The sequence below is a fragment of the Halomonas terrestris genome (genome assembly GCF_049166755.1).
Taxonomy (GTDB): domain Bacteria; phylum Pseudomonadota; class Gammaproteobacteria; order Pseudomonadales; family Halomonadaceae; genus Halomonas.
This window is the reverse complement of sequence record NZ_JBMHFZ010000002.1, coordinates 303,989-327,034: the sequence shown is the minus strand read 5'-3', so window position 1 is coordinate 327,034 and position 23,046 is coordinate 303,989. Positions and strand designations below refer to the sequence as shown.

The window sequence follows — 23,046 nt, the reverse complement described above, 5'->3', positions numbered from 1 at the left end:
GAACGGCTAGGCGGTCTCCCGTTCGGCGGCCACGGCGCGCTCGAGCACGGCGCGCCAGCCCTCCGCCACGGGCAGGCCGAAGGTCTCGCGCAACACCGTCTCCAGTTCGCCCACCCCGAGCTCCCGCCGGGTCTGTTCGCCCGCGGGCGTCCGCACCGTCAGCCGGGCATTCCTCAGCGCGTAGCGCGCTTCAGGGGTGGTGCGCGCCACGCTGAGCTGATGGCGAAAGTGCGACGAGGGGTGCGTGGCGGTGTACCAGTTGGGCAGCTCGTAATCCACCGGCAACTGCGGTTGCAGCGAGAGGTCGTAGAGCGGGGCCCACTCCCCGTCCAGCCGCGCCTGCAGCAGCAGGCCCTCCTCGCTCGGCGTCACCCGGTAGGTTTCATGCCGGGTCGCTTGCACTTCCCGGACATCCATCGCCAGCGGCGCCACGGGTGCATTGCCGCCGAAGCCGACATCGGCGAGCCAGGGCCGTCCCTCGACCACCACCCGCAGCGCCATGTGCGTACGCGGCCGGGGCGGCGCATCGCTCGGCGCCATCCACAGCACCCGTGCGAGCAGCCCCTCCACCTGGAAGCCGATGGCCTCCAGCACCCGCTTGAACAGGGCATTCTGCTCGAAGCAGTAGCCGCCACGGCGGGCGCCGATCAGCTTGGCGTCCACGGCCCGGGGCGAGATGTCGATGCCGCGACCCAGCAGGATGTCGAGATTCTCGAAGGGAATGGCGGCCACATGCCGTGCCTGCAGGCGGCGCAGCGTCTCGAGGGTCGGGCCGAGTTCGCCGTCATGGCCGATCCGGGCGCAATAGGCGGCGAGGTCGATCGCGTCGCATGATTCCTTCATGGTATTCCTCCTCGTCCACCCCTCAATCCAGCATGACCGCCTGGGCGTAGTCGCGGGCGGCACGCCCCTGGCGCAGTGTCTCGGCCCACCAGGCGAGTCGCGCCAGCAGGGTCTGCATGCCGCGCTCGGCGCGCGGTGCCTGAAGCGGCTGCCCATGCTCGTCGAACTGCTCCCAGGCGTTGGGGAACATCACTCCGTCGCGGATGCCCACCGCGTGCAGCTCAGCAAGGACATGGCGCAGGTGCTCCACCGCCCGCAGCCCGCCCGAGGCGCCGCCGTAGGAGACGAAGGCCACCGGCTTGGCCTGCCACTCCACCTTGTAGGCGTCGATCAGCGCCTTGAGGGCAGCCGGGTAGGAGTGATTGTACTCGGGCGTGACCACCACGAAGGCATCCGCCTCGTCGAGGCGCCCGGCGAAGGCCTCCACCGGCTCGGCGGCGGGATCGATCACCACAGGCGCGAACGCCTCCCGGCGCTGGATCTGTTCCACGACCCACTGCCCCACGGTATCGCCGAAGCGCCCTTCCCGCACGCTGCCATAGATCACGGCCACCTTGATCGTATCGCTCATCGCACTCTCTCCTGTCGGGTGATGAATACGCTGCACGATACGACCTCAAGCAAAGTTGAGGTCAAAGGTCATCGTGGCAATGGCTTCGATAGGGCTTGGCTATCGGTGAGAAGAGGTTGACCGTTGCCGACACGGCGTCTAACTAAACCCTAGAGATGGTATCTAGGGTTGAATAACAGTCGACATCCCTGGACCAGGCCTTCCATGCCCTGGCCGACCCACTTCGCCCTGCTGAAGCGGCTGAGTGCGGGTAAACTCAAGCGGGAGGAACCAGCAGTGAACGATGCCCCCCATCCGCTTCCTCCCATCGTCTCGATGGACGAGTGGCAGGCTGCGCTCGAGCGCCAGATCGCCCGGGAGAAGGCCCATACCCGGGAGCGCGACCGGCTCAATGCCGCGCGCCGCCGGCTGCCCATGGTCGAGGTGACGAAGGCGTACGCCTTCGAGGGGCCCGATGGCCCGGCGAGCCTGCTCGACCTCTTCGAAGGGCGTCGCCAGCTGATCGTCTACCACTTCATGTTCGGCCCCGATTGGGAGGCCGGCTGCGACGGCTGCTCCTGGGTCGTCGACGCCATGAGCCACCCCGCCCACCTGCACGCCCGCGACACCTCGCTGGTGCTGGTGTCGCGGGCGCCGCTGGAAAAACTGGAACGCTACCGGGCGCGCATGGGCTGGCAGCACCCGCCCTGGGTCTCCTCCCTGGGCAGCGACTTCAACCGCGACATGGGCGTGACGAGCGAGGACTGCTGCGCCCCGGACACCGACCGCGGCGAGCGCCACGGGGTCAGCGTCTTCCTGCGCGACGGCGAACGGGTCTTCCGGACCTACTTCACCGGCAGGCGTGGCGTCGAGCACCTGGGCAGCCACTGGACCTATCTGGACCTGACGCCCTACGGCCGCCAGGAGACCTGGGAGGACTCGCCGGCGGGCTGGCCCCAGACGCCGCCATACGCATGGAACCGCCGCCACGACGAGTACGAGTCGTGAACGAACGCCCCCGGCTCCACCCGCGGAGATAACTTGATCTACCCTGAATGCCACCTCACCGGGTTTTCCCGGCAATGATGTGCCACGAACGGGGGTAGCATCACATGCAACCGCGTATCACGCTGATCACCCTGGGCGTCGACGACCTGGAGCGCGCCCTGCACTTCTATCGTGACGGCCTCGGCCTGGAAACGCCCGGCATCGTCGGCGAGGAGTTCCAGGAAGGCGACGGGGCCGTGGTGTTCTTCGAGCTGCAGGGCGGGCTGAAGCTCGGGCTCTGGCCGCGTCGCTGCATCGCCAATGATGCCGACCTGCCGATGGACGCACCGAGCGCGACCGAGTTCACCCTGGCGCACAATGTCGCCTCCCGGGAAGAGGTCGATGGCGTCATGGAGCAGGCAAAGGAGGCCGGCGCCACGATCACCAAGCCCGCCCACGAGACCTTCTGGGGCGGCTATGCCGGTTACTTCCAGGACCCCGACGGCCACCTGTGGGAAGTGGCCTGGAACCCCGTCTGGGAACTCGAGGAATGATGAGGAGCAAGGAATCGCCATGAAGACCATCGGCCTGCTGGGCGGCATGAGCTGGGAGTCCACCGTCAGCTACTACCGGGCGCTCAACGAGGGGGTCAAGGCCGCCCTGGGCGGGCTGCACTCGGCGAAGCTGTGCCTGTACAGCGTGGACTTCGCCGACATCGAGCGGCTGCAGCACGAGGGCGACTGGCCGGCGACGGCGGAGATCCTCTGCACGGCGGCACGCGCGGTGGAGGCCGGTGGCGCCGACTTCCTGATGATCGGCACCAACACCATGCACAAGGTCGCCCCCGAGATCGAGGCATCGATCTCCATTCCCCTGCTGCATATCGCCGATGCCACGGCGCAGCGCCTGGCCGCCGACGGCATCGGGCGGGTCGGCCTGCTCGGCACCCGCTTCACCATGGAGCAGGACTTCTACAAGGGCAGGATCGCCGACGGGTACGGCATCGACGTCATCGTGCCCGATGCCCGGGAACAGGCCCTGGTGCACGAGGTGATCTACTCCGAGCTGTGTCTCGGCCGGGTCCGCGACGCATCGCGGCAGCACTATCTCGAGATCATCGCCGCCCTGCGCGCACGGGGCGCCGAGGCGGTGATCCTGGGCTGCACGGAGATCGCCCTGCTGGTGCAACAGGAACACACCCCGGTACCGCTCTACGACACCACGGCCATCCACGCCGAGGAGGCCGTCCATTGGGCCCTCGCGAAGCCCCACGCATGACGGACACGGAATCCCTCGAGCGCGCCATCCACGAGCGGGTGATGCTGGTGCCCTCCGACCCGTCCTGGCCGGCACGCTTCGACGCCGAGCGCCGTCGCCTGCTGGAGCGGTTCCCCGCCGAGCTGCTCGACGTGCGACACATCGGCAGTACCGCCATTCCCGGCATGCCGGCCAAGCCCATCATCGATGTCATGGCCGGGGTCGTTTCCATGGCCGTCGCCGACACCCTGTTCGATCCGCTGCTCGATTTCGGCTACGTGACCTCGCTCGAGTTCAACGCCGGCCTGACCGACCGCCGCTGGTTCATGCGCCACGCCAACGGCCGGCGTACCCATCACCTGCACGTGGTGGTCCACGACGGCGACCTGTGGCGCCAGCGGCTGGCCTTTCGCGATGCCCTGCGCGGTGACCCGGTACTGGCCGCGCGCTACGCCGCGCTCAAGCGCGAGCTGGCTTCCCGCCATCACCGGGACCGCGAGGCCTACACCCGGGCCAAGGGGGACTTCATACGCTCCCTCTGCGCTTCATGAGCCGAGACCTGCGCCAGCGATACAGCGATCCCGGCCCGGGCAGCAGCATGGGGGTCGATGCCTGGTAGGCGCGGTAACGATCGCCAAAGGCCTCGACCAGGCTTCGCTCCTCGAAGTGGACACCGACGAGGATGTAGAGCGTCATGCCCGCCGCGAACACCAGATGGCCCACGGTCATGTGCGGCGTGGCCCAGAAGGCCAGCAGGAGCCCCAGCATCAGGGGATGGCGCACCATGCGGTGCAGCCCGGGCGTGCGGAAACCGGTCTCGCGGGAGGCCCTGCCGCAAAGGTGTCGATAGGCCTGGCTGACACCCAGCAGTTCGCCATGGCTGATCAGGAAGGTGGCATATACGACCAGGCCCCAGCCCAGGCCGAACAGGGCCCACACGGCCAGGGCCCAGCCGCCCTCCAGCTGCCACAGTATCCTGGGGATGGGGCGCCAGCCCCAGTACAGCAGGCCCAGCATCAGCGCCGACGCCAGCACGAAGGTACTGCGCTCCATCGGTTCCGGCAGCCAGCGTCGGCACCAGCGCTTGAAGCCTTGCCGCGCCATGAGCGAATGCTGCACGCCGAACAGCAGCATGAGGCCGGCATTGACCAGCAGTGCCGGCCCCGTCTCGCCGACGGGGCCGCGATTCATCGTTCGAGGCACCAGGGAGTCGGCCGTGAAGCCGATCAGATAGGCGGAGCACAACCAGAACAACAGATAGGCCATGGCCGCATAGAGCATCGTTACCCAACGCATCGTCATCTCCTGGGTTGGTATGGGTTGGCATCCTGGGAGGATGGGGGGGCCAGATCGCGGCAGGGCCGTTTACTGGTTAGACTCGAGGTAGGCCGTCGCGCCCCCTGCCACGCCAGGCTCGGCATCAGCTTGCCCGGCGGGCGTCGCCTGTGCGTCCCCTGGCCCATGCCGCACCGGCCGCCAGCGTGAGAGGAAGAAAGCGTGCCGCTGAACCTGTTCCTGTTTGGCTACCCCCGGTTGGAACACCAGGGTCAGCCCCTGCCCATCAAGTTGCGCAAGGGTCTGGCGCTGTTGGCTTATCTGGCCATGGCCGGCAGCCCCCTCGGTCGCGACCGGCTGGCGGAACTGCTGTGGCCGGAGTCACCTGCCGGTGACGGTCGTGCCTGCCTGCGTCGCACCCTCCACCGCATGCAGCAGCGGCTCGGCGCCGGCGTGTTCCTCGCCACCCCCGACACCATCGCCCTGGCCCCCCAGGTGGTGGCCAGTGATGCGGTCACCTTCGGCACACTCCTCGAGCAGTCACGACGCGAGGTCGACCCCCAGGCCTCCCGCGCCCTGCTTCGCCAGGCCGTGGCCCTCTACCGGGACGACTTTCTCGCGGGTTTCGGTCTCCCCGAGTGCCCCGACTTCGAGGATTGGCAGGTCCAGCAGAGCGAGGGGCTGCGCCAGGCATTCGGCGAGACGCTGACGCATCTGGCACATGCCGCAGCCGCTGCAGACGACCGCGAGGCGGCACTCGCCCATGCCCATCGCAGGCTGTCGCTCGATCCCCTGCACGAGCCCACCCACCAACTGCTGATGCGGCTCCATGCAGAGTCAGGTGAGCCGGCGGCCGCCCTTCGGCGGTACGAGGAGTGTCGCGACATGCTCATGCGGGAACTCGGCGTCGAGCCCCAGGCGAGCACCGAGCGCATCCGGCACGCCATCGCGCACGGCGACTACCCCCTCGCCCTCGTGCCGATGAGCACGCCGACACCGGTCAGGTACGTGGTCAGCGATGGAGTCCATGTCGCCTATCGGCTGTACGGGGAGGGTCCGCTGACCCTGGTGGCCCTGCCCGGCTTCGTGTCGCATCTCGACTTCTACTGGGATCAGCCGGAGCTTGCCGGCTTCATGCAGGCGCTCGGCCGCCTGGCCAGGGTGGTGTGCTTCGACAAGCGGGGCATGGGGCTCTCGGACCGTGTCGACCAAGCCGCGACACCGCAGCACACCGCCGAGGACCTGCTGAGAATCCTCGACGCGGAACGGATCGATCAGGCGGTGCTGCTGGGCGTCTCGGAGGGCGGCCCGGCGGCCCTGACCCTGGCGGCGGCGGCCCCGGCACGGGTCAAGGCGCTGATCCTCTATGGCACCCTGGCACGGGCCATGCGCGCGGACGACTACCCCTGGGGCTATGCGGCCGAGAGTTACGACGCCCAGGTGCGCGCCCTGATCGACGACTGGGGAGGACCCGCCGGTATCGAGCGCTTCGCCCCGGGCTGGGCTGGCGACGTCGAGCGACGCGCCTGGTGGGCACGGGCCCTGCGGCTCGCGGCCAGCCCCGGCACGGTGAGACAGGTCTTCGAAGCGCTCAAGTCGATGGATGTCCGGCCACTGCTCGCCGGCATCGCCTGCCCCACCCTGGTGCTGCATCGACGCGACGACCTGGCGGTGCCCATCGGGCATGGCCGGTATCTGGCCGAGCATATTGCCCGGGCCCGATGGATAGAGCTTCCCGGCGAGGATCACTGGTGGTGGGTCGGCGATGCCGGCCTCGTCCTGCACCACCTGGCCACCTTCCTGCACTCTCTCCGCGACACCTGAGGCTCCGCGACACCTGAGGGGACGCCCGGGAGACGCCCCGGGGCTATACCGAAGGCCCCACACCCCCGAAGCGGAGACTCCCCATGCCGTATATCGACAACGCACAGGTCAGGATCCACTATCGGCAGGCCGGCGAAGGGCCGCCGCTGGTGTTGCAGCACGGCTTCAGCGACAGCATCGCGGGCTGGTACGAAGCGGGCTGGGTGGCACGACTCGAGCGCCACTTCCGCCTGATCATGATCGATGCCCGTGGGCATGGCGACAGCGACAAGCCGCACGCCCCGGAGGCCTATGCCCTGGCCCATCGGGTGGCCGATGTCGTGGCGGTACTCGATGCCCTCGGGCTCGAACGCGTCCACTGCCTGGGCTACTCCATGGGCGGCTGGATCGGCCTGGGCCTGGCCCAGGCGGCCCCCCACAGGCTGCTCAGCCTGTCCCTCGGCGGTATCCATCCCTATGGCCAGGACATGGGCCCCTATCGCCAGGGGATCGCCGGCGGCATGGCAGCCTGGGCCGACGTCCTGCGCCAGGCCGCCGGCCCGCGCCTGACGGAGGCCGGGGTGCAGCGCTTTCTTCGCAACGACCCACTCGCCCTCGCCGCCGCCGTGGCCCACGACCGCCCACCGCTCGAGGGCCCCTGGGGCCAGCTACGCTGCCCCTGCCTGCTGTTCGCGGGTAGCAACGACCCGCTGCTGCCCCAGATCGAGCGATTCCACGACGAGCTGAACGATGCCCGCCTGGTGCGCCTTCCCCAGGCCAATCACATCCAGGCCATCCTCGACCCCGACGGGCTCGCCCCCACCCTCATCGACCTTGTAATGCAAAACAGATCGCCAGTGGATTCGGTTACATGAGTCCCTGGCCACACAGTTGCGCCGGACGCTTCCCCAACGCCTCGGCGACGAAGGCCATGAAGGCGCGGACGCGCGCCACCCGGCGCAGGTCGGGGTGGGTCAGCAGCCACAGCTCGGTGGCGAGCTCGGGGATCGGCTCGCCGAGGCGCGCAAGCGCCGGCTCGGCATCGGCCAGGTAGCAGGGCAGCACGGCGCGGCCGAGCCCGTCGCGGGCGGCGGCCAGCATGCCGAACATGGTGTCGACGCGATAACGACAGTGCTCGTTCGCTCCCTGCGCGGCCATCCAGGCGTCGAGCGCGGCATAGCCCAGGTGGCGATCCGGCCCGACCCAGGCGGCATCGTCTCCCGTCCCGTCGGCCCTGACATAGATCGCCTGGGCAATGCTGCCGACCCGCCGTCCCACCAGGTGCTCGGGAGGCGCCAGCGAGGGCCGCACCGCCACGTCGGCGTCGCGCTGGGAGAGATTGAACAGCTGGTTGGATACCGCCACCTCGAGCACGATCTCGGGATGGGTGCGCCGGAAATCGGCGAGGATCGGCGACAGCAGCCCCATCAGCAGCGTATCGGTGGTGGTCATCCGAATCACCCCGGAGAGGCGCAGGTCGCGCCCCACCAGGCGCCGTTCGGCATGCAGGACCTCGGCCTCCACCCGCGCGGCCGTCGCCGCGAGCTCCTCCCCCGCCGCGGTGGGTGAATAGCCGGTCCGTGCCCGATCGAACAGCCGGACCCCCAGGCGTTGCTCGATGGCGTTGAGGCGCCGGAACAGCGTGGCGTGGCTGGCACCCAGCCGCCGCCCCGCCCCCGACAGCGTTCCCGACTCGGCGATGGCCAGCACGACGCGCAGGTCGTCCCAGCGCAGTGCTTGTTCATTCATGCAAGGTTCATTGTCATTTTCAGGGAATACCGTTTCGTCAGCGTACATCATAGCCTGCAGGGACACTTCGAATGCTTTCCCACCGGAGACCCGACATGCATGCCCTGATCGTGTTCTGCCACCCCGAGCCCCGCTCGTTCAACGGCGCCCTGAAGGAGCTGGCAGTGGAGACCCTCGAGGGCCTCGGCCACAGCGTCGAGGTCTCGGACCTCTACGCCGAGGGATTCGACCCCGTCGAGCACCCGGCACACTTCGCCGAGCGCGCCGAGCCGGAGACGTTCCTGCCGCTGACCGAGCAGCGCCACGCCTTCGACGCCGGCACCCTGCCCGACGACGTGCAGCGCGAGATCGCCCGGATCGAACGTGCGGACCTGGTGATCCTGCAGTTTCCGCTGTGGTGGCACGCCCTGCCGGCGATGCTCAAGGGCTGGTTCGATCGGGTCATGGTCTATGGCGGCGTCTACTCGGGAAGCATGCGCTACGACCGTGGCCGTTTTCGCGGCAAGCGGGCCATCTGCTCGGTGACGACCGGCTCACCGGCAGCCGCCTTCTCGCGCCACGGTCGCGGGGGCGACATGGCAACCCTGATGTGGCCCATGCACTGCTCGCTCTATTACCTGGGCATGGACGTGCTCGCGCCCCATGTCGCCTATGGCGTTCAGGCCGGCGGGCTCAGCTATCAGGCCGAAGAGGCCTTCCGCGCCCAGCTGGAAGGCGACAAGACGCTCTGGACAAGGCGGCTGGAGGGGCTGGCTGGCGAGGCCACCCTCCCCTTCACCGGCTGGGACGACTGGGACGAGCATGGCGTGCTCCGGGACGAGCATCCGGCCCGCTGGCGCCCCTGAGCAGCGACGCCCAGCCGTCAGGTATGCAGCCAGACCCAGGGCGACGGCAGCAGTTGCGCCTGGTAGAAGCGCTGCAGTTCCTCGAGGGTCAGGTCGGTGACGGCCTGCAGCAGCTGTCGGGGCCGCTGGAAATCGGCATCGCCCGCGGCCAGGCTGGCCCAGAACTGCTCCATCTGCTGAGCGGGCTGGCGCTGCTGCGCCTGGAGGGCGTGCAGCAGGCCGTCGCGGTAGTGAGCGAAGCGCTCGGGGTCGAGCCTCGGGAGGGGAGCGTCGGGCGCCGTCAGGAAGTGGCGGATCCGCCGCTGCAGCTCGTCCACCGAGAGCGACGGCGACTGAACCAGCAGGATCAGCCCCGGGCAGTCGTGAAGGGGCAGGTAGCGGGCCAGCACCACATAGCCGAGCTGCTGTTCGATGCGCAAGCGATGAAAGAAGGCGTCGTGGAGCAGCGCGGCCAGCAGGCGATAGCGAGCCTCCTGCAGCGGCGAGCCATCGGGCCCCGGCAGGTACAGGGCCACCGCGCTGTCGGGGTGGCTCGCCTCGAGACGATAGTGATAGGCCTGGCCCGCCTGCAGCGAAACGATGGGCGGCCGGCGCCGTTCCACCGCCGACGCCTCGCCGGCCAGCAGGCGCGCTTCCAGCCCCGCGACGAGCCGCCGTGCCCGGGCCCCATCCAGCGGCCCCGCCACCAGGCAGTCGATCCCCACGCCGTGCAGCAGCTCGTCCCGAAACACCTGCAACCGCTCCAGGCTCACCGTGGCCAGCTCGGCCAGGCGCTCCTCGTCATCGAAGCCGTGGCCCAGGCGTGCCTCGGGCAGCCGCAGCAGGCGGCGAAAGGCGAGGTCGTGCTGCTGCGCCTCCCAGCACGCCTGCAGTCCCTGGCGGGCCTGATCGAAGCGCTCCGCGGTGATCCGGGTTCGGCTCAGGCAGCTCGACAGCCGCTGCAGCAGCCGGTCGAGCTGCTCGGGAAGGCCGCTGGCTCTCAGCGTGATGCCCTGGTGATGGCGGCTCGGCGTCACTTCCATGCCGGCGGCCCGTGCCTGCTGCCACTCGGCGGCCAGCTCCCGTTCCAGCCAGGCGATCAGCAGCGCCGTCAGGACGGTGGCGCCCAGGGTGTGCGTGGGACAGGCCGCCACCAGATTCAGGTGGATCCCGGTGCGCCCGCCCGGGGCCCGGGCGAGCGGCTGATGCCAGACCCGGCTCTGCCCGCTGTCGTGCAGCAGGCGGGGCACGGCGGCACTCGGTCCCCCTGGCTCGGCATGGGGTATCGTCACGAGGAAGGGGTTGGGGGGCGGCAGCGTGAAGTCGGGCGCCCCGTCCCATCGGGTGGCCCCGGGGTCGGGCGCCGCCGCGACCCGATAGGGCGCCGGGAACCAGGGGCTCGTGCGATCGCCCCGGACCGCCGGGTCGACCGTCAGCGTCAGCAGGTTGTCCGGGGTCAGGTGGGCCAGGCAATCGCGGATCACCCGGGGCTGGAACGCATCGAGCCGGTAGGGGCCGCGCAGCGCTTCCGCGACGGGATAGCGGTGGAGCTGGTCGGCCAGCGACTTGACGAACTCCAGGGTGGACGTCGTCGCCGCGAGCCGGAAGCGCTGATCGGCCAGCACCTGCCGTTCCCGGTGGCGCCAGGCGGCGATGCCGTCCGTCCCGATCCGCCGCAGGCAGGCGAACACCGCCGCCGTGATGGCCGCGGTGTGGCCCATGCCGTCGGGCGTGAGGCGCAAGCGGATCTGGAACAGGGCCTGGGGCCGGGTATCCAGCAGCACCGAGCCGTCGATGCCCGTGAGCCAGCCCCGATCCATGAGCTGGCCGTACAGGCTGCCGGGACCGCGGAACGCCAGCAGCTCTCCCAGGTACGCCCAGGGTTGCAGGTAGTCGTCCGGCCGCAGGGCGGGCACCGGAAAGCACAGGCGCAGCTCGTGGCGGCGATGTGTCGGCTGCAGCGCCAGGCCCAGAGGGAGGCTCCCCGGCGGCAGCAGGGGGGGATGGGCCGCCGGCGCCGGCATCGTCCCGGGCGGGATGTCCGCGAAACAGCGGCGCACCTGCCGCTCCAGGGTGTCCAGCGGCTCGTTCCCGACGACCGCCAGCCGCAGGTTGGCGGCCGTGTAATGGCGCTGCCGGAAGGCCATCAGGGCCCGGCGCAGCGCCTCGGGGGCCTCCCCCAGGGTGTCGCGGTTGCCGGCCAGGAAGCGGCTGGCGGGATGCGCCGGATCGAGCACCTGCTTGATGACGCCCAGGATGCGCTGCTCGTCGTCCCCTCGCCGTGCCCGGTACTCCGCGTCGATCACCTCACGCTCCTGCGCGATGGCCGATTCGGTCAGGCGCGGGGCGATGAAGAACTGGGCGAAGCGATCCAGGGCGCCACCCAGATGGGCCGGGGGGACCTCGAAGAAGTAGCAGGTCTGGTGGAGCTCCGTCGTGGCGTTGTAGCGCCCGCCGTGCCCCTGCACATAGGCCGGGAAGTCTTCCGGTGCCGGATACCTGTCCGTGCCCAGGAACAGCATGTGCTCCAGCAGGTGGGCCAGCCCGGCGCGGTCGGGCGGCTCATCGCCGCTGCCGGCGCCGACGCTCATGGCGGCCCCCGCCTGGTCGGCGTCAGGATCGCGGAGCAGCAGGACCCTCAGGCCGTTGGGCAAGGTGAGCGATCGACACCGGCGACGGTCGCCGGGAGGCGTATGGATCATCGGGGCGGTTCCGGGCGATGGGGAACGGGCGACAGCCGATCGACCGATGCTGTCGCTGCCGTCAACGGTACCACAGCGCCGGGAGGCGCTCGAAGCGGGGCTCAGCGGCGGGTGACCGCTGCCCATTCGCGCGCCAGCCAGCGCCCGGCACGCTCGATCTCGTCTTCGCTGGCACCGGCATAGCCCAGCACCAGGCCGGGGCGCCGCGGCTCCCCGACCCTATGGCACCATGCGTTCCAGCAGCGGTTCCAGCGCCACGGCGCGGGGCTCGCCGTCGAAGTCGTCCTGCACCAGGACCCGGGCCCGCTCCTCCAGGTAACGTCCCGCCCCCTCGACCCCGGCGATCCGCTGCATGTCGCCCAGGGCGTCGATGAGCCGGGGCGTCAGGCGGTCGAGCACCGGCCTGACCTCCTCGGCGAGATCCGGCGGATCGGCGAACGGCGAGCGCCCCTCCCGAAGCCATTGGAAGTGGAGGCGGCGCTGGATCTGCTTGCTGGCGTCGAACTGCTTCTGGAAGAACTCCCGGGCGAAGGCCTCGTCGACCCCGGCCTCGCCCGCCTCGTCCGCGACCCGCTCGAGGATCTGCGCCTCGCGCTCCGGGGCCTCTATCGCCGCGCCGGAATTCCATTTCGCCCGGGCCACGACAGGCGCGACGTCGAGGCGCTCATCGATCAACACCAGCATCCTGTCGATGGCCAGCTTGTCCTCGTCGGGCGGCTCCGGCGGCTGCAGCTGGCAACCGGCGAGGAGGAGCAGCACGACCAGGGCGAGGGCAGGCGGGGGACAGGACAACGAGGAAAGCCTTCCTGGGCGGTAACGGGGCATCGGGGCAACTCCCTTGCGAGTGGATTCACAGCCAGTGTGGCAAGAAATCATCGAACCGGCCTCCTGCCGTCCTGGCTGGGCGCCCGCCGGCCGCCTGCGCCAGCGCAGAGCCGACCGCCGGGGTCGCGCCTCAGAGCGAGGCGCTCTCGACGCTCGTCCTCCTGCCCTCCGGGGCGCCCTCCCAGCCGCCGGCCAGCGCCTTGTAGAGCCCGACCAGGGCCGTGGCGGAACGGGCATGGCTGCGCGCCAGGCTGTCCTCGGCCTCGAGCCGCGAGCGCTCGGCGTCGATGACCTCCAGGAAGTCGATGACCCCCACCTCGAAGCGCACCCGGGCCTGGCGCGCCGCCTCGGCGCTGGCCTCGGCGGCATCGACCAGGTGCTCGCGCTCGCGCAGCGCCTGGGCGTAGCGGGCGAGCGCGGTCTCGGTCTCCTCGAGCGCCGCCAGGACCGTCTGTTCGTAACGGGCCAGGTTGGCGTCGGCGTCGGCATCGGCGACCGCCATCCGGGCGCGGACCCGCCCCGTATCGAGGAACGACCAGTCGACGCCGAGCGCGATCAGCCGCGTCTCGCTGTCGCGAGCGAACAGGTTCCCGGCGCTGGCCGCCTGGGTCCCCAGCAGCCCGCTCAGGGTAAAGCGCGGATAGAGGTCGGCGGTGGCCACGCCGATGCGGGCGCCGGCGGCCTCCAGGCGGCGCTCGGCGGCGGCGACGTCCGGGCGTCGGCGCAGCAGCTCGCCGGGCAGGCCGGTGGCCACCCGGGTCGGCAGCGCCGGCGGGTCGGCCGGCGCCTCCAGCACCGCGACCAGGGCACCGGGCTCCTGGCCCGCCAGCACGGCGATGCGGTGCGTGGCGGCGGCGATCTCCCCCTCGAGGGCCGGAAGGCGCGACAGCGTGCTCTCCAGCTGGGCCCAGGCGCGCACGCTGTCGAACTCGGTGCCGCGGCCCGCCTCGAGGCGGGCGTCCACCAGCGCCAGCGATTCGCGCTGGTTGTCGGCGTTGGCCCGCGCGACCCGCAGCTGCTCCTGCAGCCCGCGCAGCCGGAAGTAGGTGTCCACCAGTTCGGCGACCACCACTACCTGCAGCGCGCGCAGGTCGGCGGCCGTGGCCTCGGCGTCGGCGTGCCGGGCCTCGACGCTGCGGCGCACGCGGCCGAAGAAGTCCAGCTCCCAGAAGGCCGATACCCCGGCATCGAAGCTGTCGCTGTCGCGGTCGGCGCGTGGGACGCCCGGCATCTGGTCGGCGCTCAGGCGCTGGGTCGCCACGCCGCCCTCGGCGGTGACCGTCGGCGCCAGGTCGCGACGGGATTGCCGCAGCAGGGCCCGGCTCCTGTCGTAGCGCGCCAGGCCGATGCGCAGGTCGTGGTTGGCGGCCAGGGCCTCCTCCACCAGTTGCGTCAGCAAGGGGTCCTCGAAGCGCCGCCAGAACTCGGCCTCCACCGGCTCGGCCGAATAGAGCGCCTCGTCGGCACGCACCAGCGTCTCGGGCGCCGGTGACGCCGGCGCGCGATAGTCGGGTCCCACGGCGCAGGCCGTGAGCGTCAGCAGCACGGGCATCAGCAGCAGCTTAGGCACGGTATTCATCCTCCATCGGCTGGGAGCCCTCGGGCTCCGGGCGGTCACGCGTCACCAGCTTGCGCAGGGCGACGTAGAACACCGGGGTCAGGAAGAGGCCGAACAGGGTCACGCCGAGCATGCCGGCGAACACCGCGGTGCCCAGCGCCTGGCGCACCTCGGCGCCGGCCCCGCCGGCCAGCATCAGCGGCACCACCGCCGCGGTGAAGGTGATCGAGGTCATGATGATCGGCCGCAGGCGCAGGCGGCAGGCCTCCAGCGCCGCTTCGACGATGCCCCGCCCCTGCCGCTCGAGCTCGCGGGCGAACTCGACGATCAGGATGGCGTTCTTGCACGCCAGGCCGATCAGCACCACCAGGCCGACCTGCACGAAGATGTTGTTGTCGCCGCCGGTGAGCTTCACGCCGATCAGCGCCGAGAGCATGCACATCGGCACGATCAGGATCACCGCCAGCGGCAGGGTCCAGCTCTCGTAGAGCGCGGCCAGCGCCAGGAACACCAGCAGGATCGCCAGCGGGAAGACCACCAGGGCGGCGCCGCCCTGGTTGACTTGCTGGTAGCTCAGGTCGCTCCATTCGAAGGTCATGCCGGCCGGCAGCACCGCCGGCGCCAGGCCCTCGACCACCACCAGCGCCTGGCTGGACGAGAGAACCCTCGGATCGGACTCGCCCATCAGGTCGGCGGCCGGATAGCCGTTGTAGCGGATCACCGGGTCCGGCCCGAAGGTCTCGCTGACGCGGATCATGCTGCCGATCGGCACCATCTCGCCGGCCCCGTTGCGGGTGCGCAGGCGATCGATGTTCTCGACGTCCAGGCGAAAGTCGCCATCGGCCTGGGCGATCACCTGCCAGGTGCGGCCGAAGCGGTTGAAGTCGTTGACGTAGGCCGACCCCAGGTAGACCTGCAGGGTTTCGAACAGGTCGGTCAGCGCCACGCCCTGGGCCTTGGCCTTGGTCCGGTCGACGTGCAGGTCGAGCTGCGGCACGTTGGACTGGTAGGAGGTGATGGGATAGCCCATGCCCGGCGTCTGCGCCAGGGCGCCGCTGAGGCCGTCGACGGCATCCTGCAGCTCGCCGTAGCCGAGGCCGGCGCGATCCTGCACGAACAGCGAGAACCCCGAGCCGGAGCCCAGGCCGAGGATCGCCGGCGGCAGGAAGGCGAAGCTGAAGGCCTCCTGCAGGGCGGCGAACCGGCCATTGAGCTCGGCGTTGATCGCCTCGGCACTGCGCTTGCGCTCCGCGAACGGCTCCAGGCCGAAGAACACCGTGCCGGTGTTCGGCGTATTGGTGAACTGCAGCGGGTTGAGGCCGGGGAAGGCGACCGCCGAGGTCACCCCGTCGGTCTCGAGCGCCGCCTCGGTCATGCGCCGGATCACCGCCTCGGTGCGGTCCAGCGACGCCCCCTCGGGCAGCTTGGCCCCGCCGATCAGGTACATCTTGTCCTGGGTGGGGATGAACCCGCCCGGCACCGCCTGGAACATCAGCCCGGTGCCCACCAGCAGCACGACATAGGCGCCGAACACCACCCCGCGCTTGCGCAGGCTGCGCCCCACCCCGCGCTGGTAGCGGTCGGAGCTGGCGTGGAAGAGGCGGTTGAAGGGCCGGAACAGCCAGCCGAACAGGACGTCGATCGCCCGCGACAGTCTATCCCTGGGCGCGTCGTGGGGCTTGAGCAGCAGCGCCGCCAGGGCCGGCGACAACGACAGCGAGTTGATCGCCGAGATCACCGTGGAGATGGCGATGGTCACCGCGAACTGGCGGTAGAACTGGCCGGTGACGCCCTCCAGGAACGCCATGGGCACGAACACCGCACACAGCACCACCGAGATGGCGATGATCGGCCCGCTCACCTCGCGCATCGCCTGGTGGGCCGCCGCCAGCGGCGCCAGCCCCTCGGCGATGTTGCGCTCGACGTTCTCGACCACCACGATGGCGTCGTCGACCACGATGCCGATCGCCAGCACCAGGCCGAACAGCGTCAGGGTATTGATCGAGAACCCCAGCAGGTAGAGCACCGCGAAGGTCCCGACGATCGACACCGGCACCGCCAGCAGCGGGATGATCGAGGCGCGCCAGGTCTGCAGGAACAGCGTCACCACCAGCACCACCAGCAGCACCGCCTCGAGCAGGGTCTTGATCACCGACTTGATGGAGTCGCGCACGAAGACGGTCGGGTCGTAGACCACCTCGTACTCCACCCCCTCGGGAAAGCGTTCGGCCAGCTCCTCCATCTTCTCGCGCACGCTGTCGGAGAGCGCGATGGCATTGGACCCCGGCGCCTGGAAGATGCCGATCGCCACGGCCGGATCGTTGTCGAGCAGCGAACGCAGCGAGTACTCGGCGGCACCGAGCTCGAGCCGCGCCACATCGGAGAGATAGGTGACCTGGCCGTCGCGGCCGGCCTTGACGATGATGTCGCCGAACTCCTGCTCGGTGGTCAGCCGCCCCTGGGCGTTGATCGAGATCAGGAAGTCCGCCCCCTCCGGCGTCGGCGGGGCACCGAGCTGGCCCGCCGAGACCTGGACGTTCTGCTCGCGGATCGCCGCCAGGATGTCGCCGGCGGTCAGCCCCCTCGCGGCGGCCCGGTCGGGGTCGATCCACACCCGCATGGCGTAGTCCCCGGCGCCGAACAGCATCGCCTGGCCGACGCCGGGCAGGCGCGCCAGTTCGTCACGTACGTGCAGCGCCGCGTAGTTGCGCAGGTAGGTGCTGTCGTAGCGGCCGTCCGGCGAGGTCAGCTGCGGCACCATCGTCAGGTCGGGGGACTGCTTGTCGGTGGTCACGCCCTGGCGGCGCACCGCCTCGGGCAGCCGGGCCAGCGCCTGGCTGACCCGGTTCTGCACCTGCACCTGGGCCGCGTCCGGGTCGGTGCCGGGGCGGAAGGTCAGGGTCATGGCCAGCACCCCGTCCGAGCCGGCCACCGACTTCATGTACATCAGGTCCTCGACGCCGGTGATCGCCTCCTCCAGGGGCGTGGCCACCGTCTCGGCGATCTCCTTGGGGTTCGCCCCGGGATAGACCGCCCGCACCTGCACCGTGGGCGGCACCACGTCGGGATACTCGCTGACCGGCAGCAGGGGGATGGTGATCGCCCCGGCGATGAAGATCAGGATCGACAGCACCGCGGCGAAGATCGGGCGGTCGACGAAGAATTTCGCAAAATCCATGACAGGACTCCCTCCCCGGGCGGACTTCCAAGCCCGCCCGGGGACGTCATTCAGGGGTTGTGGTGATCGCTGGAGTCGTGACGCTCAGCGCGTGGCGGCCAGTTCCTCGGCGGCGGCGTCCGGCCCGCGCATGTCGACGCTCTCGGCCGCCACCGGCATCCCCGGGAAGAAGATCCGCTGGGCACCACGCACGACCACCCGGTCACCGGGCTCGAGGCCGGATGCCACCACCCGCAGCCCCTCGGCCCTCCGCCCGAGCCGCACATCGCGGCGCTGTGCCCGGCCCTCGTCGTCGACCACGTAGACGTACTTGCGGTCCTGGTCGGTGAGCACCGCCTTGTCGTCGATCAGGATGGCGTCCTCCGAGCCACTGCCGAGCAGCTGCACTCGGGCGAACATGCCGGGCGTGAAACGGCCGTCGACGTTGTCGAGCACGGCGCGCGTCAGGATCGTTCCCGCCGTGGCGTCCAGCCGGTTGTCGACGAAGTCCACCTCGCCCTCGTACGGATAGCCTGCATCGGTGGCCAACCCGACGCGCACCGGCGTGCGCTCGTCCCGGGAGCTCGTGCGCTCGCCGTTGCGGGCCATGGCGTCGTGCTGCAGGTAGGTCCGCTCGTCGCTGAAGAAGTGCACGTGGACCTTGTCCAGGGAGACGATGCTGGTCAGCGGCGTGGCCTCCGAGACCAGGTTGCCGACGGTCACCAGGGCCCGGCCGGTACGCCCGGCGATGGGCGCGCGGACCTCGGTGAACGCCATGTGCAGGCTCGCCGTGTCGACCGCCGCCCGCGCCGCCAGGATATCGGCCTCGGCCTGGGCCGCCGCCGCCCGGCGCTGGTCCAGCTCCTCCCTTGAGATGGCGCGGGTCCGGGACAGCGCCTCGGCCCGGGCGGCCTCGCTGCGGGCGAGTTCGGCGCGGGCACGGGCACGCTCGAGATCGGCCTCGGCGCGCGCCAGCTCGGCCCGGTAGGGGCGCTGGTCGATCACGAACAGCACATCGCCCGCCTCGACGCTCTGGCCCTCGGTGTAGTGGATGCTCTCGATGTACCCGGTTACCCGCGGGCGCAGCTCCACCGTCTCCACCGCCTCGATGCGACCGGTGAACTCGTCCCAGAAGCGCACGTCCTCGACCACCACATCGGCCACGCTGACCTCGGGTGGGGGCGGCGCCTGCTGGGCGCTGTCCGCCTGACTGTCACAACCCGCCAGGAACACGAGTCCCGAAAGCATGGCGGTAACCATGACGTTTCTCACGAGACCCGAGTGATGGAACATCTTGTGGACGTTCATGAAGGTTCCCCTATCGACTCGATGTGGTGGGATACGGCGCCTCCCCATCGGCCACGCTGACCTGGGACGCAGGCGGCGCCTTATGGGCACTCTCTTCCTGGTCATCACAGCCCGTCAGCAGGGCGAGCCCTGCGAACATGGCGATCAGCACGCCGGCTCGCCCGGTACAGGGGCGATGGAATACCTGGTGGATATTCATGATGGGGCTCTATCAATCTGGAGCAGCGGTTCTTGTCACCGACCGCCCGACATGACCGTTACATTGACGAGGACTGCATATAATCGATCGACGGCATCGATAATCGACACCGCAAAGTCATGGCGCAGATAACATTAAATCTCCGGCGCCTACTTGATTAGTCGGGTCGTCAGGGAAATACTGTCCCGCTGACGGGACAGTCACCGTGCTACCGTTCCCCGCGCCTCTTGCCAAGTTGCTCCCCTGACTCTCCAGGAACGGAACAGGACAACAACATGCTGCAGGATCTCAATGATGCGTTGATATTCGCCAAGGTGGTGGAACAAGGAAGTTTCATTGCGGCGGCCAGGCAACTCCGCCTTTCCAAGACGACGGTAAGTCGCCGGGTGCAGGGCCTCGAGCAACACCTCGGCGCCCGACTGCTCAACCGCACCACCCGCAACCTGAGCCTCACCGAAGCCGGCGCCACCTATTTCGACTACTGCGACCGCATTGCCCGGGATCTGGGGGAAGCGGAGCGAGCCGTCCACCAGCTCGAGCAGAGCCCGAGGGGCTGGCTCCGGGTCACGGCCCCCTTCACCATGTGCACCGAGTTCACCGCGGCCCTGGTGCGCGATTTCCGGGCGCTGCATCCCGAGGTCAGGATCGAGCTGGTACTCTCGAACGAACGCCTGGACCTGGTGGCCAACCAGATCGACGTGGCGCTGCGCGTCGGTCCCCTGCCGGATTCCAGCCTGGTGGCCCGCCCCCTCGCCCGCTTCCGCTCCTTCGTCTATGCCAGCGAGGACTACCTCGCCCGCCATGGCGAACCCCGGGAGCCGGCGGAGCTGGCCCTTCATCCGGCCCTGGCCAAGTCCAGCGACCAGCGCGGCCAGCGCTACCTGTGGCAGCTGCGCCAGGGGGAGCGCCGGGAGGAGGTCGAGATCGACCCCATCGCCATCGCCAACGATCCCTTCGTGCTGCGCGGACTGCTGGTCGAGGGCCAGGGGGTGATGCTGGCCAGCGAGATCGTGGCCTGCCTGGGCCCGGAAGAGAGCCAGCTGAAGAGAATCCTGGACGACTGGGAGGGCCCCGAGCTCGAGCTGAACGCGGTCTTTCCGGGCGGCAGGCTCATCTCGCCCAAGGTGCGCACCTTCGTCGACTTCGTGGTCGAGAGCATGCGGATCGAGAGCCTGTCCCCCCCCCGAAGCGTGGCAACCGCCGGTCCCTCCCGAACCCCGGGTATCGCCCGAGGCCGCGGGGGAGACGGCCTGAACTACGACACGGAGGGGACGGGCCGGCCCGGTGACTCGTCCACCTCCCCGTTGACGTCCAGCCCCAGGAATCCCCCGGACTGGCGGCGCCACAGGGCGGCGTAGAGGCCATCCCGGGCCAGCAGTTCCTGGTGGGTGCCGCTCTCGACGATGCGCCCCTCGTCGATCACCACCAGCCGGTCGAGCATGGCGATGGTCGACAGCCGATGGGCGATGGCGATCACCGTCTTGCCCTCCATCAGCGCGTAGAGCTGCTCCTGGATCGCCGCCTCGACCTCGGAGTCGAGCGCCGAGGTGGCCTCGTCGAGCACCAGGATGGGGGCGTTCTTGAGCAGGACCCGGGCGATGGCGATGCGCTGGCGCTGGCCGCCGGAGAGCTTGACCCCGCGCTCGCCGACGTGGGCATCGAGCCCTCGGCGCCCCCTGATGTCCACCAGGTCGTCGATGAAGGTGTCGGCGTGGGCCCGGCGGACGGCCTCCAGGATCTCCTCCTCGCTGGCCTCCGGGCTGCCGTAGCGGATGTTGTCGCGCAGCGAACGGTGCAGCAGCGAGGTGTCCTGGGTGACCATGCCGATCTGTCGGCGCAGCGACTCCTGGGTCACCCCGGCGATGTCCTGGCCGTCGATCAGAATGCGTCCGCCCTCGAGGTCGTAGAAGCGCAGCAGCAGGTTGGCGAGCGTCGACTTGCCGGCCCCCGAGCGGCCGATCACCCCGACCTTCTCGCCGGGCGCGATGCTCAGGCTCATGCCGTCGAACACGCGAACACCCTCGCCGTCGGGCCGCTCGTAGCCGAAGCGCAGCGCCTCGAAGCGAATCTCGCCATGCGGCACGGCGAGCTCTCCCGCCCCGGCACGATCCTTGACCGCCGGTTCCCGGGCGATGGTGTTGATGCCGTCCTGCACCGTGCCGATGTTCTCGAACAGCCCCGCCACTTCCCAGAGTATCCAGTCGGACATGAAGCGGATACGCATCACCAGGGCGATGGCCACGGCGATGGCACCCAGCGAGATCGCCTGGAAGTACCAGGCGCCGATGGCCAAGGCGGCGACGCTCGCCAGCAACAGCGAATTGAGCAGCGTCAGGCACACCGAGAGCAGGGTCGCCAGCCGCATCTGACGGTGCACGGTGGCCATGAAGCTCTCCATGGCATCGCGGGCGTAGGCCTGCTCGCGGCGGGTGTCGGCGAACAGCTTGATGGTCTGGATGTTGCTGTAGCTGTCGACGATGCGCCCGGTCATCACCGCCCGGGCATCGGCCTGCTCCATGGAGACCCGGCGCAGCCGCGGCACGAAGCCCCACATGATCGCCACATAACCGGCGAGCCACGCCACCAGCGGCAGCATCAGCCAGGGTTCGGCGCTGCCCATCAGCAGCATGGCGCCGCCGAAGTAGATGACCACGTAGACCAGCAGGCCCAGCAGCTTCATCACCGTCTCGCGAATGGCGAGCGCCGTCTGCATCACCTTCTGGGACACCCGGCCGGCGAACTCGTCCTGATAGAAGGCCATGCTCTGGCCGAGCATGTGGCGATGGGCCAGCCAGCGGCCGATCATCGGGTAGTTGCCGAAGATGCTCTGGTGGGTCAGCAACGACTGCATCAGCACCAGCAGCGGCAGGCCGACCACCACCAGCGCCGCCATGCCCGCCAGGCGCCAGCCGTACTCGGCGAAGAAGCCCTCCCGCTCGGCGCCGGAGAGCCAGTCCACCAGTTCGCCCATGTAGCTGAAGAACAGCACCTCGGCGGCCGACACCAGCGCCGTCAGCAGTGACATCGCGATCAACAGCGGCAGCACCGGGCGCGAGAAGTACAGGATGAAGGCCAGGAGGCCTCCGGGCGGCGTCTCCGGCGTCCCCGAGGGGTAGGGGTTCACCAGGGTTTCGAAGTAGCGGAACATGGCATCACCGATCGTCAGGGAAGCGTCGAGGCGAGCCATGGGCTTGCCCCGGTCAGGGCCTGCAGGGTAAAACTTCAAGTTAAGTAGAGGTCAAGAACGTCGCGATGAAACCATCACCGGCAGTGACGCACTGAAGCCCTGGCGAGGGACTCGAAAAGACGAAAAATAGTACCGGGAGAGTGACATTACAAGCGACAAGTCATGATGGGATATGACCATTCACCGCGCGATTGATCATGAAACTTGATGACCCGTGAATATTATGTCGCGACCATCGGGTACATATAACAAACGCTTTTATATATCGCCTCTCCGATACCTTCATCAGGGGCAACTTGCCATTGCCTGCCCAGCGGGATAAAAACCGCCAGTACCGTCGAGACAAGGGAGGCAAGCATGACAGCGCACCGCCACCGGGAACTCAGCGTCGGAGAAGTCGCTGCCCGCAGTGGCCTGGCAGTATCGGCCATCCATTTCTACGAGGCCAAGGGGCTGATCAGGAGCCGGCGCAATGCCGGCAACCAGCGCCGCTTCAACCGAGACGTGCTGAGGCGCGTGGCCATCATCAAGGTCGCCCAGCGCACCGGCATCTCGCTGGCCGAGATCCGCGATGCCTTCGACACCCTGCCCGAATTCCACTCACCCACCGCCGCCGACTGGCAGCGCCTCTCGGCCAGCTGGCGCCGGGCGCTCGACGAGCGCATCACGCGCCTGACCCGATTGCGCGACCAGCTCGACCACTGCATCGGCTGTGGCTGCCTGTCGATGAACGACTGCCCGCTGCGCAACCCCGAAGACGAGCTGGCCGAACGGGGAACCGGGCCGCAGCTGCTCGACCCGGACTGATCGCGTCCCGGGGCC

19 protein-coding genes are annotated in these 23,046 nt (G+C 69.4%); 9 read left to right on the top strand and 10 right to left on the bottom strand.

Annotated elements, in window-relative coordinates; genetic code table 11:
- Positions 1-6: 6 nt before the first annotated feature.
- Both ACOMD9_RS03795 and ACOMD9_RS03790 read right to left on the bottom strand, forming a co-directional pair.
- A complete protein-coding gene (locus tag ACOMD9_RS03795; protein WP_421412217.1) occupies positions 7-843 on the bottom strand; it encodes an arylamine N-acetyltransferase family protein in 837 nt (278 codons plus the stop codon).
- Between the two features lie 22 nt (positions 844-865).
- The gene (locus ACOMD9_RS03790) at positions 866-1,414 is read right to left on the bottom strand and encodes an NADPH-dependent FMN reductase (protein ID WP_421412216.1); all 549 of its coding nucleotides are present in this window, start codon (positions 1,412-1,414) and stop codon (positions 866-868) included.
- Positions 1,415-1,618: 204 nt separating this feature from the next.
- Here ACOMD9_RS03790 and ACOMD9_RS03785 point away from each other — a divergent pair, with 204 nt between their 5' ends.
- The 4 genes from ACOMD9_RS03785 to ACOMD9_RS03770 all read left to right on the top strand — a co-directional run bounded on the left by ACOMD9_RS03785 (position 1,619) and on the right by ACOMD9_RS03770 (position 4,188).
- Complete coding sequence (locus ACOMD9_RS03785; RefSeq protein WP_421412215.1) at positions 1,619-2,401, top strand: DUF899 domain-containing protein; 783 nt, start codon at positions 1,619-1,621, stop codon at positions 2,399-2,401.
- A 104-nt stretch (positions 2,402-2,505) separates the two neighbouring features.
- Entirely contained in the window at positions 2,506-2,934 is a 429-nt protein-coding gene (locus ACOMD9_RS03780; protein WP_421412214.1) for a VOC family protein, read from the top strand.
- Between the two features lie 19 nt (positions 2,935-2,953).
- Entirely contained in the window at positions 2,954-3,658 is a 705-nt protein-coding gene (locus ACOMD9_RS03775; RefSeq protein ID WP_421412213.1) for an aspartate/glutamate racemase family protein, read from the top strand.
- Positions 3,655-4,188 carry a GrpB family protein gene (locus tag ACOMD9_RS03770; RefSeq protein ID WP_421412212.1) on the top strand — a complete coding sequence of 178 codons (534 nt, stop codon included), beginning with the start codon at positions 3,655-3,657 and terminating at the stop codon, positions 4,186-4,188. Before ACOMD9_RS03775 ends, ACOMD9_RS03770 begins: the two co-directional genes overlap by 4 nt.
- On the opposite strand, the gene mddA is transcribed toward ACOMD9_RS03770, so the two are convergent.
- Entirely contained in the window at positions 4,163-4,933 is a 771-nt protein-coding gene (mddA, locus tag ACOMD9_RS03765) for a methanethiol S-methyltransferase (protein WP_421412211.1), read from the bottom strand. The two genes, ACOMD9_RS03770 and mddA, sit on opposite strands and share 26 nt — an antisense overlap.
- Positions 4,934-5,134: 201 nt before the next feature.
- Between mddA and ACOMD9_RS03760 the strand changes: the two genes are divergently transcribed.
- Both ACOMD9_RS03760 and ACOMD9_RS03755 read left to right on the top strand, forming a co-directional pair.
- Complete coding sequence (locus ACOMD9_RS03760; RefSeq protein WP_421412210.1) at positions 5,135-6,736, top strand: bifunctional AfsR/SARP family transcriptional regulator/alpha/beta hydrolase; 1,602 nt, start codon at positions 5,135-5,137, stop codon at positions 6,734-6,736.
- Between the two features lie 83 nt (positions 6,737-6,819).
- Complete coding sequence (locus ACOMD9_RS03755) at positions 6,820-7,590, top strand: alpha/beta fold hydrolase (protein WP_421412209.1); 771 nt, start codon at positions 6,820-6,822, stop codon at positions 7,588-7,590.
- On the opposite strand, the gene ACOMD9_RS03750 is transcribed toward ACOMD9_RS03755, so the two are convergent.
- Positions 7,583-8,464, bottom strand: coding sequence for a LysR family transcriptional regulator (locus tag ACOMD9_RS03750; RefSeq protein ID WP_421412208.1), 882 nt, complete (start codon positions 8,462-8,464; stop codon positions 7,583-7,585). The genes ACOMD9_RS03755 and ACOMD9_RS03750 overlap by 8 nt on opposite strands.
- 95 nt (positions 8,465-8,559) lie before the next feature.
- Here ACOMD9_RS03750 and ACOMD9_RS03745 point away from each other — a divergent pair, with 95 nt between their 5' ends.
- Complete coding sequence (locus ACOMD9_RS03745) at positions 8,560-9,309, top strand: NAD(P)H-dependent oxidoreductase (protein ID WP_421412207.1); 750 nt, start codon at positions 8,560-8,562, stop codon at positions 9,307-9,309.
- 17 nt (positions 9,310-9,326) lie between these two features.
- On the opposite strand, the gene ACOMD9_RS03740 is transcribed toward ACOMD9_RS03745, so the two are convergent.
- From ACOMD9_RS03740 to ACOMD9_RS03720, 5 genes are all read right to left on the bottom strand, one after another.
- Positions 9,327-11,990, bottom strand: coding sequence for an insulinase family protein (locus ACOMD9_RS03740; RefSeq protein ID WP_421412206.1), 2,664 nt, complete (start codon positions 11,988-11,990; stop codon positions 9,327-9,329).
- A gap of 219 nt (positions 11,991-12,209) precedes the next feature.
- Positions 12,210-12,782, bottom strand: a complete 573-nt coding sequence (gene aroQ, locus ACOMD9_RS03735) for a gamma subclass chorismate mutase AroQ (protein ID WP_421412205.1) — start codon at positions 12,780-12,782, stop codon at positions 12,210-12,212.
- A gap of 163 nt (positions 12,783-12,945) precedes the next feature.
- Positions 12,946-14,385: an efflux transporter outer membrane subunit gene (locus ACOMD9_RS03730; protein WP_421412204.1), complete on the bottom strand. Its 1,440-nt coding sequence runs from the start codon at positions 14,383-14,385 to the stop codon at positions 12,946-12,948.
- Positions 14,378-17,551 carry an efflux RND transporter permease subunit gene (locus ACOMD9_RS03725; RefSeq protein ID WP_421412203.1) on the bottom strand — a complete coding sequence of 1,058 codons (3,174 nt, stop codon included), beginning with the start codon at positions 17,549-17,551 and terminating at the stop codon, positions 14,378-14,380. The genes ACOMD9_RS03730 and ACOMD9_RS03725 overlap by 8 nt, the downstream gene beginning before the upstream one ends.
- Before the next feature lie 84 nt (positions 17,552-17,635).
- The gene (locus ACOMD9_RS03720; RefSeq protein WP_421412292.1) at positions 17,636-18,823 is read right to left on the bottom strand and encodes an efflux RND transporter periplasmic adaptor subunit; all 1,188 of its coding nucleotides are present in this window, start codon (positions 18,821-18,823) and stop codon (positions 17,636-17,638) included.
- Positions 18,824-19,312: 489 nt separating this feature from the next.
- Between ACOMD9_RS03720 and ACOMD9_RS03715 the strand changes: the two genes are divergently transcribed.
- On the top strand, positions 19,313-20,395 hold the full coding sequence (locus ACOMD9_RS03715) for a LysR family transcriptional regulator (RefSeq protein WP_421412202.1): 1,083 nt from the start codon (positions 19,313-19,315) through the stop codon (positions 20,393-20,395).
- Here the strand turns inward: ACOMD9_RS03715 and ACOMD9_RS03710 are convergent.
- The gene (locus ACOMD9_RS03710; protein WP_421412291.1) at positions 20,293-22,185 is read right to left on the bottom strand and encodes an ABC transporter ATP-binding protein; all 1,893 of its coding nucleotides are present in this window, start codon (positions 22,183-22,185) and stop codon (positions 20,293-20,295) included. The genes ACOMD9_RS03715 and ACOMD9_RS03710 overlap by 103 nt on opposite strands.
- 396 nt (positions 22,186-22,581) lie before the next feature.
- On the opposite strand from ACOMD9_RS03710, the gene soxR reads away from it, so the two are divergent.
- Complete coding sequence (gene soxR / locus ACOMD9_RS03705) at positions 22,582-23,031, top strand: redox-sensitive transcriptional activator SoxR (RefSeq protein ID WP_421412201.1); 450 nt, start codon at positions 22,582-22,584, stop codon at positions 23,029-23,031.
- Positions 23,032-23,046: the final 15 nt, after the last annotated feature.

Coding starts and splice junctions, on each gene's coding strand:
- mddA (WP_421412211.1), bottom strand. CDS start 4,933: ATGCGTTGGGTAACGATGCTCTATGCGGCCATGGCCTATCTGTTGTTC.
- ACOMD9_RS03720 (WP_421412292.1), bottom strand. CDS start 18,823: ATGTTCCATCACTCGGGTCTCGTGAGAAACGTCATGGTTACCGCCATG.
- ACOMD9_RS03790 (WP_421412216.1), bottom strand. CDS start 1,414: ATGAGCGATACGATCAAGGTGGCCGTGATCTATGGCAGCGTGCGGGAA.
- ACOMD9_RS03770 (WP_421412212.1), top strand. CDS start 3,655: ATGACGGACACGGAATCCCTCGAGCGCGCCATCCACGAGCGGGTGATG.
- ACOMD9_RS03745 (WP_421412207.1), top strand. CDS start 8,560: ATGCATGCCCTGATCGTGTTCTGCCACCCCGAGCCCCGCTCGTTCAAC.
- ACOMD9_RS03795 (WP_421412217.1), bottom strand. CDS start 843: ATGAAGGAATCATGCGACGCGATCGACCTCGCCGCCTATTGCGCCCGG.
- ACOMD9_RS03775 (WP_421412213.1), top strand. CDS start 2,954: ATGAAGACCATCGGCCTGCTGGGCGGCATGAGCTGGGAGTCCACCGTC.
- ACOMD9_RS03785 (WP_421412215.1), top strand. CDS start 1,619: ATGCCCTGGCCGACCCACTTCGCCCTGCTGAAGCGGCTGAGTGCGGGT.
- ACOMD9_RS03715 (WP_421412202.1), top strand. CDS start 19,313: ATGCTGCAGGATCTCAATGATGCGTTGATATTCGCCAAGGTGGTGGAA.
- ACOMD9_RS03710 (WP_421412291.1), bottom strand. CDS start 22,185: ATGTTCCGCTACTTCGAAACCCTGGTGAACCCCTACCCCTCGGGGACG.
- ACOMD9_RS03750 (WP_421412208.1), bottom strand. CDS start 8,464: ATGAATGAACAAGCACTGCGCTGGGACGACCTGCGCGTCGTGCTGGCC.
- soxR (WP_421412201.1), top strand. CDS start 22,582: ATGACAGCGCACCGCCACCGGGAACTCAGCGTCGGAGAAGTCGCTGCC.
- ACOMD9_RS03740 (WP_421412206.1), bottom strand. CDS start 11,990: ATGATCCATACGCCTCCCGGCGACCGTCGCCGGTGTCGATCGCTCACC.
- ACOMD9_RS03725 (WP_421412203.1), bottom strand. CDS start 17,551: ATGGATTTTGCGAAATTCTTCGTCGACCGCCCGATCTTCGCCGCGGTG.
- ACOMD9_RS03780 (WP_421412214.1), top strand. CDS start 2,506: ATGCAACCGCGTATCACGCTGATCACCCTGGGCGTCGACGACCTGGAG.
- ACOMD9_RS03755 (WP_421412209.1), top strand. CDS start 6,820: ATGCCGTATATCGACAACGCACAGGTCAGGATCCACTATCGGCAGGCC.